The 14,074-nt window shown below is 66.5% G+C and carries 12 protein-coding genes; 8 read left to right on the top strand and 4 right to left on the bottom strand.

Going from position 1 to position 14,074, the window contains the following annotated elements; translation table 11 throughout:
* Window positions 1-5: 5 nt before the first annotated feature.
* Window positions 6-713, bottom strand: coding sequence for a hypothetical protein (locus FBZ90_RS02660; protein ID WP_145729513.1), 708 nt, complete (start codon window positions 711-713; stop codon window positions 6-8).
* Window positions 714-990: 277 nt separating this feature from the next.
* Between FBZ90_RS02660 and FBZ90_RS02655 the strand changes: the two genes are divergently transcribed.
* The 4 genes from FBZ90_RS02655 (at window position 991) to FBZ90_RS02640 (ending at window position 5,274) form a co-directional block, all read left to right on the top strand.
* Window positions 991-2,211, top strand: coding sequence for an FAD-dependent oxidoreductase (locus FBZ90_RS02655; RefSeq protein ID WP_246130117.1), 1,221 nt, complete (start codon window positions 991-993; stop codon window positions 2,209-2,211).
* 158 nt (window positions 2,212-2,369) lie between these two features.
* Entirely contained in the window at window positions 2,370-3,134 is a 765-nt protein-coding gene (locus tag FBZ90_RS02650) for a class I SAM-dependent methyltransferase (RefSeq protein WP_211101898.1), read from the top strand.
* Window positions 3,135-3,251: 117 nt separating this feature from the next.
* Entirely contained in the window at window positions 3,252-4,157 is a 906-nt protein-coding gene (locus tag FBZ90_RS02645; RefSeq protein ID WP_145729512.1) for a phosphorylase family protein, read from the top strand.
* A 112-nt stretch (window positions 4,158-4,269) separates the two neighbouring features.
* On the top strand, window positions 4,270-5,274 hold the full coding sequence (locus FBZ90_RS02640) for an LLM class flavin-dependent oxidoreductase (protein ID WP_145729511.1): 1,005 nt from the start codon (window positions 4,270-4,272) through the stop codon (window positions 5,272-5,274).
* Between the two features lie 85 nt (window positions 5,275-5,359).
* Here FBZ90_RS02640 and FBZ90_RS02635 read toward each other — a convergent pair whose 3' ends face one another.
* The 3 genes from FBZ90_RS02635 to rimO form a co-directional block, all read right to left on the bottom strand.
* On the bottom strand, window positions 5,360-7,036 hold the full coding sequence (locus tag FBZ90_RS02635; protein WP_246130116.1) for a M28 family metallopeptidase: 1,677 nt from the start codon (window positions 7,034-7,036) through the stop codon (window positions 5,360-5,362).
* 173 nt (window positions 7,037-7,209) lie between these two features.
* The gene (locus tag FBZ90_RS02630) at window positions 7,210-8,886 is read right to left on the bottom strand and encodes a M28 family peptidase (protein WP_145729510.1); all 1,677 of its coding nucleotides are present in this window, start codon (window positions 8,884-8,886) and stop codon (window positions 7,210-7,212) included.
* A 148-nt stretch (window positions 8,887-9,034) separates the two neighbouring features.
* A complete protein-coding gene (gene rimO / locus FBZ90_RS02625) occupies window positions 9,035-10,402 on the bottom strand; it encodes a 30S ribosomal protein S12 methylthiotransferase RimO (RefSeq protein ID WP_145729509.1) in 1,368 nt (455 codons plus the stop codon).
* 540 nt (window positions 10,403-10,942) lie between these two features.
* Between rimO and rpsL the strand changes: the two genes are divergently transcribed.
* The 4 genes from rpsL to FBZ90_RS02605 all read left to right on the top strand — a co-directional run.
* Window positions 10,943-11,314, top strand: coding sequence for a 30S ribosomal protein S12 (rpsL, locus tag FBZ90_RS02620; protein WP_004274236.1), 372 nt, complete (start codon window positions 10,943-10,945; stop codon window positions 11,312-11,314).
* A gap of 11 nt (window positions 11,315-11,325) precedes the next feature.
* The gene (rpsG, locus tag FBZ90_RS02615) at window positions 11,326-11,796 is read left to right on the top strand and encodes a 30S ribosomal protein S7 (RefSeq protein WP_004274237.1); all 471 of its coding nucleotides are present in this window, start codon (window positions 11,326-11,328) and stop codon (window positions 11,794-11,796) included.
* A 30-nt stretch (window positions 11,797-11,826) separates the two neighbouring features.
* A complete protein-coding gene (gene fusA / locus FBZ90_RS02610) occupies window positions 11,827-13,896 on the top strand; it encodes an elongation factor G (protein WP_145729508.1) in 2,070 nt (689 codons plus the stop codon).
* 32 nt (window positions 13,897-13,928) lie between these two features.
* Window positions 13,929-14,074 (top strand): GTP-binding protein (locus FBZ90_RS02605; RefSeq protein ID WP_246130159.1); only part of this gene is annotated, 146 nt, incomplete at its 3' end.

The raw sequence follows: 14,074 nt of genomic DNA, 5'->3' as shown, positions 1-14,074 counted from the left end.
CATCCTCAGTCGAAATCGAAGACGTTGGTTTTGGTCAAGGCCGCGCCCAACGCGAGGATATTTTCCGGCGTCGGGTCGATACGGCCGTCCGGCGCGAACGTGATTTTCCGGTCCTGCGACCGCATGGCGTTGAAAAAGACGGCGCGGTAGCGAAGGCTCATCATCAGGTAGCCCACCTGCGGCACCGTCAGGGCTTTGCCGCCGTTGGCCACTTGTGCCGCCTCCACCATGTCGTTCCAGCCCTGCAGGTCGGCGGTCGCTTCGTCCGTCATCTTGAGCATGATGAAGGTCGGCAAATCCCGCGCCGTCCCGTCAGGGGCGCGGGGTTCCGGCGACGGGATTTTGGTATGGGCCGCCAAGTGCCCGAGGACGAACGTCGTGTTGTTGGGCCGGATGGAGTCCGCCTCGACCACGTCGAAAGGCCGTGTGCTCGCGACATCGCCCAGGAAGGTCGGGGTGAAAAGGATCTTCCCTTCCCGGACACCGGCCTCGAACTTGTTAAGCCGGCCCGCCGTATCGATCCCGAAGCCCTTCAGCAGGCCGTCGGCGGCCAAAGCCGACAGTTCCGCCGCCAATGAGGGTGAGGCCGTGATGGCCTCCATCACCTGCGCGGTCTGCTGGGGCGGCGCCTGTTTGGCGAATTCATCCAACAAGGCTTGCAGCGGGGCGCTCAAGGAAACGGCCAGGGCGGCCATACCTGCCAGTGTGCTCACGTAACGGCCCCATCGTTTTTCGGTTTCGACGTTTTCGGTTTCGACATATGCCGGCATGAAAGCCTCCACTCTCATGGGGGCCATCACCTGCCCCTAAATTGCCACCAATCCGTGTCATGGCAAAGCGCCGCCGATAGGACGGGGCCAGGATCACCCACCGGCCCGGTATTTCGATCATCGCGGACAAAGTCCTGGTTTCTCAGGATAATCTTTTACCCTATCGTTCTGGATGGCGGCGTCCCTGAGAGAGCGCCCCGCAATCAATAAGGGGGATGGCATGGTGGTTGAGCGCTTGGACGGTCTGGCCGGCGGGATGGGCCGGCGCACGATGCTGGTGGGGGCGGGTGCCGCCCTGGCGCTGGCGGGCTGCGCGGTCAAGGGGGAGGATGGGCGGCATGGCGGCATCTCCGAAGCGGTGCGGTCGCCCCTGATGCTCACGCCCATCCGGGCCACGCCCGACCGCATCACCCGCGTCACCGTCTGCACGCGCCCCTTCCGCCCTCAGGGACCCCGGCTGGAGGTGGAGCGCATCGGCCAGAAGCTGGTGGTGCATCACTATGGCCACGGTGGCAGCGGCTGGTCCCTGTCCTGGGGTACGGGGCTGGTCGCCACCGAAAAGGCCATGGCCCTGGGCGAGCGCGACATCGCCGTCGTCGGCTGTGGCGCCATCGGCCTGACCACGGCGCTGCAACTGCAGCGCGCCGGCGCCAAGGTCACCATCTATGCCAAGGATTTGCCGCCCGACACCCGGTCCAGTCTCGCCACCGGCGTGTGGTCGCCGGATTCGCGCATCTGCCTGGAACAGTACGCCACGCCGGAGTTCAAGGCGCTGTGGGCGCGCGTGTGCCTGACCTCCTTCCAGGCCTACCAAAGCCTGCTGGGGCTGCCCGGCACGCCGATCGAGTGGGTGGACAACTATAACGTTGCCGACCCGGCCAACCACGAGCGGCAGGGGGAGGGGACCGATAGCCGGCCCCCCTTCGCCGACAGCCTGCAGCACGATTTGCTGCCCACCCTGACGCCGCACCCCGTCGATGTGCCGGCGGGCCTGCACCCCTTTGGCGGGCGGGTCGTGCGGCGCGGCACCAACATGGTGTTCAACATCTCCAGTTACGCCCGCCTGCTGCTGGACGATTTCCACGCCAACGGCGGCCGGATCGAGGTGCAGGAGTTCCATACGCCGGCGGATTTCGCCCGGCTGCCACAGAAGGTGCTGGTCAACTGCACCGGCTATGGCGCCCGCGCCCTGATGGGCGACGCCTCCATCGTGCCGGTGCGGGGGCAGTTGGCGCGCATGATCCCGCAGGACGATGTGCACTATGGCCTGTACTACAATGGTGTCTCCTTCGTGCCGCGGCGCGATGGCTTCGTCTTCCAGGTCATCGGGCCGGACGACTATTACGGCTATAACGATGACAGCGTGGCGCCCGACCGCCCCCTGGCCGACCAGGCGGTGCGCACCATCGCCAGCCTGTTCCCGCCGCCGGCCATCGGCTGATCGCCCATTCCGGCATCAAACTTTCCCGCGAGGCGGGATTGATTTATGGCCGCGGCGCCGCACTTTCTAGCGGCAGCCGTGTGCCCAGGGGTTCAAACTGAGCCAAAGGATGGGGGCCGTCCAGGCCCCCGGCTGACATTCAGGGAGGGAAGGGTACCATGTCTCGCGTTTCCGCTATCGCGCTGGCCCTGGGGCTGGCCGCGTCCAGCCTGGCGCTCAGCGCTGGGGCCGCCACCGCGCCGTCGCCCGCCATCACCGCCGCCGTCGCGGACGCCAGCCGCCCGCAGGCTGACAAGGACCGCGACGCCGATCGCAAGCCGGCGGAGATGCTGGCCTTCGCCGGGGTGAAGCCGGGTGACAAGGTGGTGGATTTCATGCCGGGCGCCGGCTACTTCACCCGCCTTTTCGCCAAGGCCGTGGGTCCCAAGGGGCGCGTCTATTCCCTGCTGCCTGGGGAGATCGCCAGCCGGTCGCAGAAGGCCGTCGACGGGCAGAAGGCCCTGGCCGAGGACAAGGCCTACGGCAACATCGTCCCCCTGGTCGAGCCGGCCGCCGCCCTGTCCCTGCCGGAAAAGGTGGACGTGGTCTGGACCTCGCAGAATTACCATGACGTCCACGCCTTCATGGGGACCGAAACGGTGGCGGCGGTGAACAAGGCCGTCTTCAACGCCCTTAAGCCCGGCGGCGTGTACATCGTGCTGGACCATGCGGCGGAGGCGGGCTCCGGCCTGCGCGACGCCAACACCCTGCATCGTATCGACCCCGAAACGGTGAAGAAGGAGGTGGAGGCGGCGGGCTTCGTGCTCGATGGCCAGGACGACGCTCTGCGCAACACGGCGGACAACCACACCCTGAAGGTTTTCGATCCCGCCCTGCGCGGCCACACCGACCAGTTCGTCTTCAAGTTCCGCAAGCCCAAATAAGCGCGCCCCGCGATTAGGGCAATGAAAGGGAGGCTGCGTCAGTGGCACTTTGGCCATTGCGCAGCCCCTTGTTTTTGCGGACCCTTTCCTCTTCGGCATAATAATGGGGGCAGGGCAATGGCGAAGAGGATGGTGGCGCTGGTCGCGGCGCTGGGGGTGATGGGCCTGGTTGCTACCGCTGGGGCGGCGGAGGCGCCGTACCAGGTGCTGGGCGGGTACGCCCACCACGGCCATGAGGAACGGTTGAACACCCCGGCCGATGAGGTCGCCTGGCTGCGCAAGAACCGCTTCGTCCATGGCGAGCTGGACAATTTCCCCGCCGACGCCATCGTGCTGCACCGGGTGGATATCGAGTCCTACCTGGACCAGGCGGGGTTCCAGGGGCATTACACCCACCTGTCCTATGGCTTCACCGACCCCACCGACCTATGGGTGGTGCGCAAGCCGGGCACGACGCCCTTCACCGTGGTGCGCGGCCTGCCTGGCGCTGGCGGCATCACCACCCAGGTGGCGGAGTTGCAGGCCCTGGGGGCCCGCCGGGTGATCCATGTCGGCACGGCGGGCCTGTTGTCGCCGGACGTGCCCTATGGCCAGATCATCGTGTCCGATGGCTCCTACCGCGATGGCGGCGCCTTCCTGCTGGCGCCTGACGCGCGGCAGCAGGTGGCGCGGCCGGATAAGGACTTCACCGCCCGGGTGCGCGCCGCCGCCGCCCGCTCCGGCCTGCCCAGCGCGCGGGGCATCGGCTACACCATGCCCATCTATTATTTCCAGCCGGGCAGCATCCTGCGCGACCTGCTCGCCATCAAGGGCCCGGACAAGCCCACCTTCGTGGAGATGGAGGAGGGGCCGTTCTTCACGCTAGCCACTTTCATGGGGCTCAAGGCCGCCAGCGTGGTCGTGGGGTCCGACCGCCTGGTCAATGAGGACGGGCGCCTGCACCAATCGCTGTGGGACGGCGACCTGGACGCCCTGGAACTGGCGGCGTTCAAGGTGGCGGTGGCGGCGGTGACCACCCCTTGAGCGTGCCTGAGGGCAGGACGCCTGTGACCGGCCTCACCTCGAAAAACCGTGCGGGCATGCTTAGCTAACTCTTGCAGTTCTGTCATGGTTCGAAGAAAGGGCCGGTCCCCCCGTGTCGCTTCCCATTCCCCTGTCCGTTCTGGACCTTTCCCCCATCGTCGAGGGCGGCACCGCCGGCCAGGCCCTGCGCAACACCCTGGACCTGGCCCGCCATGCGGAGGCTTTGGGCTACCGCCGTTTCTGGGTGGCGGAACACCACAACATGACGGGCATCGCCAGTGCCGCCACCGCCGTGGTCATCGGCTACATCGCCGGCGGCACCAAAAGTATCCGCGTGGGCGCCGGCGGCATCATGCTGCCCAACCATGCCCCGCTGGTGATCGCGGAACAGTTCGGCACGCTGGAATCCCTCTATCCCGGGCGTATTGACTTAGGCTTAGGCCGCGCGCCGGGCAGTGACCAGCGCACCGCCTGGGCGCTGCGGCGTGACCGGACGGACAACGGCGACAACTTCCCCCGCGACGTGCAGGAGCTGCAGGCCTATTTCCGCCCGGCCCAGCCGGGGCAGGCGGTGCGCGCCGTCCCCGGCGCCGGCCTGGACGTGCCGATCTGGATTCTGGGCTCCAGCACCTTCGGCGCCCGGCTGGCGGCGGAGCTGGGGTTGCCCTACGCCTTCGCCTCCCACTTCGCCCCGTCCCAGTTGCTGGAGGCGCTGCACGTCTACCGCCAGCATTACAAGCCCACCGCCGCCAATCCCAAGCCCCATGCCATGGTGGGTGTGAACGTCTTCGCCGCCGACACGGACCGCGAGGCGGAGGTGCTGTTCACTTCCCTGCAGGATCGTTTCGTGGCGCTGGCCCGCGGCAACCCCGGTCCCCTGCGCCCGCCGCAGCCGGGCGCGCAGTGGAGCCCGGAGGAACGCGCCTGGGCGGACCAGGCGCTGCGCTATTCCGTTGTGGGCGGGCCGGAAACGGTGCGCCATGGCCTTGGCGCCATCCTGCAACAGACCGGCGCCGACGAGATCATGGTGACCGCCGCCATCCACGACCATGCCGCCCGGCGGCGGTCATTCGAGATCACGGCCCAGGTGGCCGGCCTGACGCCGCTTATCAACTGAGGCGCCGGGCGACAACCCGAACGTGGAATAAGAAAGGGCCGCATCTCCGGCGTGGGGATGCGGCCCTTCTCGTCACATCATGCGTCTACTTGCCCATGGACTTGTCGCGGGCGGCCTTGAACTCGGCCTTGTCGTACCATTTCGGCCAATCGGTGCCGAAGGCCAGCGGGCGGCTGAGGTCATAGATCATGTTGACCTCCATCGCGCCGCCGCTGAGGTCCAGGTCGGGCGACCATTTGTCCGACGGCTGGTGGTAGTGGAGGCGCGTGAACTCATCCTCCTTCGCCTTGCCCCATTCGGCGCCATGCGCCACGCTGTCGATGCCGCTGTGGGCGTAGATCACCGGGATGCCAACCTTGGCCAGGTTGAAGTGGTCGGAGCGGTAGTAGTAGCCGCGCTCGGGGAAGGGCTCGGGGTTCAGGGCCATCATGTGGGCGTCGGTCCAGGCCTTCAGCCTGTCCTCCAGGTCGGACTTGCGCCCGCCCACCAGCACGATGTCGCGGGTCAGGCCCACGCTGCTCAGCATGTCCATGTTGAAGCCCGCGACCGTCTTGTTGGGCGCGAACAGCGGATGCTGGGCGTAGTATTCGGAGCCCAACAGGCCCTGTTCCTCGGCGGTGTAGGCGATGAACAGCAGGGTGCGGTCCGGCTTCGGGCCTTTGGTGTAGCGCTTGGCCAGCTCGATCAGGCCGGCGACGCCGGAGGCGTTGTCCATGGCGCCGTGATAGATGGTGTCGCCGTCGATGGCCGGACCGATGCCCAGATGGTCCCAATGGGCCCCCACCAGCACCATCTCATCGGGATGCTTGGCGCCCGGGATGGTGCCGATGACATTGTGGGAGATGACGTCGCGCTCCGTCGGCGTGATGCCGACCGACATCTTGAGGGGCAGGGGCACGGCCTTGAATCCGCGCCGGGCGGCGCTGTCCTTCAGCGTGTTGAAGTCCAGCCCGGCCGCCTGGAACAGGGCCTTGGCCTGGTCCAGCTGAATCCAACCCTCCACGGCGGAACGGCTTTTCAGCCCGCCGTCGGCCGGCATCAAGGTCAGCTTGGGAATACTGCCGCCATTGGCGACCACGCCCCAGGGGTAACCCGCGGCGCGCGTCTCATGCACGATGATGGCGGCGGTGGCGCCGTGGCGGGCCGCCTCCTCGAACTTGTAAATCCAGCGACCGTACCAGGTCATGGCGCCGCCGCCGAACAGCTTGGGGTCGCCGGTGGCGTAGCCGGGATCGTTCACCAGGATGACCACCGTCTTGCCCCGCACGTCGACGCCGGCATAGTCGTCCCAGCCGAATTCGGGGGCGGTGATGCCGTAGCCCACGAACACCATGTCGTTGTCCTTGACCTGGACATGGGGCGTGCGCTGGCGGGTCCAGACGATCATGTCGCTGAAATACGCCAGCGACAGCGGCTCCGCCTTGGGGCCGGTGATGACCATGGGACCGTCGGCCTTGCTGACGATCTCCGTCAGGGGGACGTCCTGCAGATAGCTGCCGTCCACGGCCGGGGTCAGGCCGATCTTCTTGAACTGATCCTGGATGTAGGCGATGGCCTTGGCCTCGCCCTCCGTTCCCGGCTTGCGGCCTTGGAAGTCATCGGACGCCAGGATGCGGATGTGGTCGGACAGGGCCTGGGCCGTCACCGGGGCCACGTCCTTGGTGACCTTGTCGGCCGCCACCGCCGGCAGGGCCATGGCCACTGCGAGAGCCAGCGCCGCCGTGCCTTTCAGCAGGCGGGCGCGTCTGGTGTGGGTTCGCATGGGTTTCTTGCGTTCCTTATCTTTCCCGGGGCGCGTCCATTGGCGTCCCTCAAACCGCCCATACCCCCTGCCTGGGGTTACAGGCGCCGGCAAGGTTACGGCCCCGCTGGGCCGCTTCCCCGACTGAAAAAGGCCGCCCGCACCCCCTGCCAGGGCGCCGGCGGCCCTTATGCTCATTTGCCCTGGGACTTGTCCCGGGCGGCCTTGAACTCGGCCTTGTCGTACCATTTGGGCCAGGCGTCGCTGGTGGCCAGGGCGCGGCTGATGTCGTACCACATGTTGACCTCGACGGCGCCGCCACGCAGGTCCATCGCCGGCGACCATTCGTCCGACGGCTGATGGTAGTGCAGGCGGGTGTACTCCTCCTCCTTTGCCTTGCCCCACTCGGCCCCATGCTCCACGCTGTCGATGCCCATGCTGGCGTCGATGACGGGGATGCCGACCTTGGCCAGGTTGAAATGGTCGGAGCGGTAGTAATAGCCGCGCTCGGGGAAGGGCTCGGGGTTCACGACCATGCCGTGGGCATCGGTCCAGACCTTCAGCCGTTCCTCCAGGTCGGACTTCTTGCCGCCGACCAGGACCACGTCATGCACCGGGCCCAGCACGCCCAGGCCGTCCATGTTGAACCCGGCCACCGTCTTGCCCGCCGGGTACAGCGGATGCTGGGCATAGTATTCCGAGCCCAGCAGGCCCTGCTCCTCCGCCGTATAGGCGATGAACAGCAGGGTGCGGTCCGGCTTGGGGGCGTGGGTGTAGCGCTTGGCCATCTCGATCAGGCCGGCGATGCCCGTGGCGTTGTCCAGCGCGCCGTTATAGATGGTGTCACCGTTCACCGCCGGGCCCACGCCCAGATGGTCCCAGTGGGCGCCGACCAGCACCACCTCGTCCGGGCGCTTCGCGCCGGGAACGATGCCCACCACGTTGTGCGAGATGACGTCGCGCACGACGGGGGTGATGCCCACCGACATCTTGGCGTTCAGGGGCACGGCCTTGAAGCCGCGCCGGGCGGCGCTGTCCTTGAGGGTGGAATAGTCCAGGCCGGCGGCCGCGAACAGTTCCTTGGCCACGTCCAACTGCACCCAGCCTTCCACGGCCGAACGGCTCTGCAGGCCGCCATCGGCCGGCATCAGGGTCAGCTTGGGCACGCTGTTGCTGTTGGCGACCACGCCCCAGGGGTAGCCGGCGGCCCGGGTCTCGTGGACGATGATGGCGGCGGCGGCGCCATGGCGCGCCGCCTCCTCATACTTGTAGGGCCAACGACCGTACCAGGTCATGGCGCCGCCGCCGAACAGGGCGGGGTCGCCGGTGGCGAATCCGGGATCGTTGACCAGGATGACCACCGTCTTGCCCTTCACGTCGACGCCGGCATAGTCATCCCAGCCGAATTCGGGGGCGGTGATGCCATAGCCGACGAAGACCAGGTCGCTGTCCTTGACCTCGGCATGCGCGGTGCGCTGCCGATTCCAGACGATCATCTGGCTGAAATACTCGTAGGACAGCGTCTTGGCCTGGCCGTCCTTGCCCGTGGCCGTGAACACCAGGGGGCCGTCGGCCTTGCTGGTGATTTCGGTCATGGGCACGTCCTGAAGGTAGCCCTTGGCGCCGGGTGCCGGCTTCAGGCCGACCTTTTTGAACTGGTCCTGGATATAGGCGATGGTCTTCTCCTCACCCACCGTTCCGGGCTTGCGGCCCTGGAAGTCGTCGGAGGCGAGGATTTTGACGTGGGCCGACAGGGCCTCGGGCGTTACCGGGGCGGCGTCCTTCGCCTGCCCCGTGGACGGGCTCCCTAGATTGATCGCCAGGACCGCGGCGACCAGTGCCGCCGTGCCTGTGCGTGGTCTCACTCCCATAAGCGTGAATCCCCATTGTCTTGGCCATGGCGCCGACCGGGCACATCCGCGATGGCGCCGCTTGGGGCGGCAGCATACGGATGTACCGCTCCGGATGCCATGGCCTGGGGCGGGGAGTCTGACGAAAGTTGGATATTGGATAAGGGCGTCAGGCGTCGACGCGGGTGCCCCACAGGTCGTATTCCTCGGCATGTTCCACCGTCACCTGGACGATGTCGCCCACCGCCACGCTGGTGTCGCCGTTCAAGAACACGCTGCCGTCGATTTCCGGCGCATCCGCCGCGGACCGGCCGATGGCGCCCTCCTCATCCACCTCGTCGATGATGACGTCGATGGTACGGCCCACCTTGGCCTGCATGCGCTCCTCGCTGATGGCCTGCTGGTGGGCCATCAGGCGGTTCCAGCGCTCCTCCTTCACCTCTTCGGGCACCGCGCCCTCGATGGCGTTGGCGGGGGCGCCGTCCACGGCCTCATACTTGAAGCAGCCCAGCCGGTCGATCTTGGCCTCCGACAGCCAGTCCAGCAGGAACTGGAAATCCTGCTCCGTCTCGCCGGGGAAGCCGACGATGAAGGTGGAGCGGATGGTCAGGTCGGGGCAAACCTCGCGCCAGCCGCGAATCCGGTCCAGCACCTTCTCCTGGTTGGCTGGCCGCTTCATGGCCTTCAGCACATTGGGGCTCGCGTGCTGGAAGGGGATGTCCAGATAGGGCAGCACCAGGCCCTCCGCCATCAGGGGAATGACCTCGTCCACATGCGGGTAGGGGTAGACGTAGTGCAGGCGCACCCAGGCGCCCAGACCGCCCAGCTCGCGGGCCAGGTCGGTCATGTGGGCGCGGACCTTGCGGCCCTTGAACTCGCTCTCGGCATGGCGCAGGTCCAGGCCATAGGCGCTGGTGTCCTGCGAGATCACCATCAGCTCGCGCACGCCGGCATTCACCAGGCGCTCCGCTTCGCGCAGCACGTTGCCGGCCGGCCGGCTGGCCAGGTCGCCGCGCAGCGAGGGGATGATGCAGAAGCTGCAGCGGTGGTTGCAGCCCTCGGAAATCTTCAGATAGGCGTAGTGGCGCGGCGTCAGGCGCAGGCCCTCGGGCGGCACCAGGTCGGTGTAGGGGTTGTGCACCGGGGGCAGGTGGTCATGCACCGCCGACACCACCTGCTCGTACTGGTGGGGCCCGGTGACGGCCAGCACGTTGGGGTACATCTCGCGGATGCGGCCTTCTTCCACGCCCATGCAGCCGGTGACGATGACGCGGCCGTTCTCGCGCATGGCCTCGCCGATGGCGTCCAGGCTTTCCTGCTTGGCGCTGTCCAGGAAGCCGCAGGTGTTGACCAGCACCACGTCGGCGTCGTCATAACTGGGCGACACCTCATACCCTTCCGAGCGCAGCTTGGTCAGGATGCGTTCGCTGTCCACCAGCGCCTTGGGGCAACCCAGGCTGACGATGCCGACCTTGGGCGCACCAGGGGGGGGCGCGCCGGGAGTGGGGACGGTGGGGGTGTGGGTGGGCTTGCTCATGGCGGCGCTCGGGAATCCAAAAGGGCGCCATCGGCGACGCCCCACGCCGTATGCGGTCGGCGGAGGTCTCTCTCGAAAGCGCGCTTACACTATACTATAAGGTGAGCGTCCGCCCCTGGTGGCGCGGGCACCCGTCTGGCCCGGGTATATAGCGGCACCGGGCCCGTTTGCCCATCCCCCGCGCTGTTGGGAGCGCGTGCCAGAGGCGCAGGGGAGGGGTCCGCAAATGTGGGGCCGCCCCCTGTCCTCCACGCACGGCTTGCCCTGTATTTTTACGTGTAGGGCGCTTGACGGGCGGTGCCGACCTCCATATAGTCCGCCCACATTTTTCGAGGGGCAGGCTGTAGGCCGCCCTTGCGGGCTAGACGCTGTCTCTCAAAAAGACCCCCTCGAAAATCTGTATAGCCGCACCCGAGTCCTTGTTCGGACGGCGTTTGCAAGGCCCGCGCGGAGCCAGTTGGTGCTTCGTGACGGGACTTTCGTCGTTCGGGGCATGGGTTTGGGTGCCTTGTTGTTGGAACTGTGAACCGAGAGCGGTAGATGCCGACGATCAACCAGTTGATCCGCAAGTCCCGTGAGGGCGTGCCGGAGCGGGACAAGGTCCCGGCGTTGCAGGAATGCCCCCAGAAGCGCGGTGTCTGCACGCGCGTCTACACGACCACCCCGAAGAAGCCGAACTCGGCGCTGCGTAAGGTCGCCCGCGTGCGGCTGACCAACGGCCACGAGGTCATCAGCTACATCCCGGGCGAGGGTCACAACCTGCAGGAACACTCCGTGGTGATGATCCGCGGCGGCCGTGTGAAGGACCTTCCCGGCGTGCGCTATCACATCATCCGCGGTTCGTTGGATACCCAGGGCGTGAAGGACCGTCGCCAGCGCCGGTCCAAGTACGGCGCCAAGCGTCCGAAGTAAGGAGTTAGTCTATGTCCCGTCGTCGTCGCGCCGAAAAGCGTGAAGTCCTGCCGGACGCCAAGTATGGCGATATCGTGCTGACGAAGTTCATGAACTGCCTGATGTACGACGGTAAGAAGTCCGTCGCCGAGCAGATCGTGTACGGCGCTCTGGAGCGTATCGAGGGCAAGGTGAAGGCTGATCCCATTCAGCTGTTCCACGACGCCCTGAACAACGTTCGTCCCTACCTGGAAGTGCGTTCCCGCCGCGTCGGCGGTGCGACCTACCAGGTGCCGGTTGAGGTCCGTCAGGACCGCGCCCAGGCTCTGGCCATCCGTTGGCTGATCGCCGCCGCTCGCGGCCGGTCGGAAAACACGATGACCGAGCGCCTGTCGGGTGAGCTGCTGGACGCGGCCAACCAGCGCGGCGTTGCCGTGAAGAAGCGTGAAGATACCCACCGTATGGCGGAGGCCAACAAGGCCTTCTCGCACTACCGGTGGTAAGGCTGGGAAAAGCTTAGGCCTTCAGGAATCATGGCGCGCTCCCATCCACTCGACCGTTATCGGAACATCGGCATCTGTGCCCACATTGATGCCGGCAAGACGACGACGACCGAGCGGATCCTGTACTACACCGGCAAGTCTTATCGCATGGGCGAGGTCCACGAGGGCACCGCCGCGATGGACTGGATGGAGCAGGAGCAGGAGCGCGGCATCACCATCACTTCGGCGGCCACGACCTGCTTTTGGCGTGACCATCGGGTGAACATCATCGACACCCCCGGGCATGTCGACTTCACCATTGAGGTCGAACGGTCGCTGCGGGTGTTGGATGGTGCGGTGGCGCTGTTCGACGCCGTGGCCGGGGTCGAGCCCCAGTCGGAAACCGTGTGGCGGCAGGCGGACAAGTACCGCGTGCCGCGCATGTGTTTCGTGAACAAGATGGACCGGGTCGGCGCCGACTTCTTCGGCACCGTCCAGATGATCAGGGAGCGATTGGGCGCCAATGCGGCGGTCCTGCAGCTTCCCATCAAGACGGAGGCCGGTTTCACCGGCGTCGTCGACCTGGTGAAGAATAAGGCCATCGTCTGGAAAGAAGAGACGCTGGGTGCCGAGTTCTTCGAGAGCGAGGTTCCGGCCGCGATGGTCGAGCAGGTGGACGCCTACCGCGCCCGTCTGGTCGAGCAGGCGGTGGAAATGGATGAGGCGGCTACCGAGCGCTACCTCGAGGGTGAGGAACCCGACGAGGCGGCGCTCAAGGCGCTGATCCGCAAGGGCACGATCACGCTGCGCCTGGTTCCGGTGCTGTGTGGCTCGGCGTTCAAGAACAAGGGCGTTCAGCCGATGCTGGACGCCGTTGTCGACTTTCTTCCCTCGCCGCTCGACATCGCCGATGTCGCCGGCGTGTCGCTGGACGGGGAACCGACCAGCCGGAAGACGGACGACGCGGCGCCCTTCGCCGGCCTGGCGTTCAAGGTGATGAACGATCCTTTCGTCGGCGCGCTCACTTTCGTCCGGGTCTACTCGGGCCGGGTGGCGGTCGGTGATCGCGTGCTGAACGCGAGCAAGGGTGAAAAGGAAAGCGTCGGCAAGATGTTGCTGATGCATGCCAACACCCGGGAGGAGATCGAGGCGGCCTGCGCGGGTGACATCGTCGCCCTGGCGGGGTTGCGGGACACGACGACGGGCGAAACCCTGTGCGATCCGGAAGCGCCGCTGGTGCTGGAACGCATGGAGTTCCCGGAGCCGGTGATCGAGGTGGTGGTCGAGCCTAAGACCCAGGCGGATCACGACCGGATGGCGATGGCGTTGCAGCGTCTGGCGTCGGAGGATCCGTCCTTCCGCGTCGGCCGTGACTCCGAGACGGGGCAAACCGTGATCGGTGGCATGGGTGAGCTGCACCTGGAGATCATCGTCGATCGCATGCGCCGGGAATACCGGGTTGAGGCCGATGTCGGCGCGCCGCAGGTGGCGTACCGGGAGACCATCGCCCAGAAGGCTGAGGTCGCCCACACGCTGAAGCGGCAGGTCGGCGCCATGGGGCAGTTCGCCCAGGTGACGCTGTCCTTCGAGCCGTCAGAGCCCGGCAGCGGGTTCCGGTTCGAGAACAAGGCGGGCGGCAAGCTGCCCAAGGAATTCGCCCACGGGGTCCAGAATGGCGTCGATGCCGCGAAGGACGGTGGGGTGATCGCCGGGTTCCCGGTGATCGATCTGAAGGTAGAGCTGGTGGACGGCGGTTTTCACGACGTCGACAGCTCCGTCGAGGTGTTCGAGCAGGCCGCTCGCGCCGCTTTCAGGGAAGGGATGGCGAAAGCCAAGCCAGTCCTGCTGGAACCGGTGATGGCGGTCGAGGTGGTCACCCCCGACGACTACATGGGTGATGTCATCGGCGACCTGAACAGCCGCCGGGGACAAGTGACGGGAATGGATCAGCGGGGCAATGCGCGCGTCATCATTGCCAGGGTCCCGCTGGCCAACATGTTTGGGTATGTGAACAACCTGCGCTCGATGAGCCAGGGCCGGGCGCAATACTCGATGCAATTTGACCACTATGAGCCGGTGCCGGCTGCCATCGCGGATGTCGTTCGCGCCAAGATGGCCTGATCAGGCAGAAGTCAAGAGAAGGAAGAGTAACCATGGCGAAGGCGAAATTCGAGCGCACCAAGCCGCACTGCAACATCGGCACCATCGGTCACGTTGACCATGGCAAGACGTCGCTGACGGCTGCGATCACGAAGGTGCTGGCTGAGACCGGTGGCGCGACGTTCACCGCGTACGACCA

The organism is Nitrospirillum pindoramense (assembly GCF_007827955.1).
Lineage (GTDB): Bacteria > Pseudomonadota > Alphaproteobacteria > Azospirillales > Azospirillaceae > Nitrospirillum > Nitrospirillum amazonense_B.
Note: the sequence above shows the minus strand (reverse complement) of the source record. Positions and strands in the feature narration are given on the sequence as shown.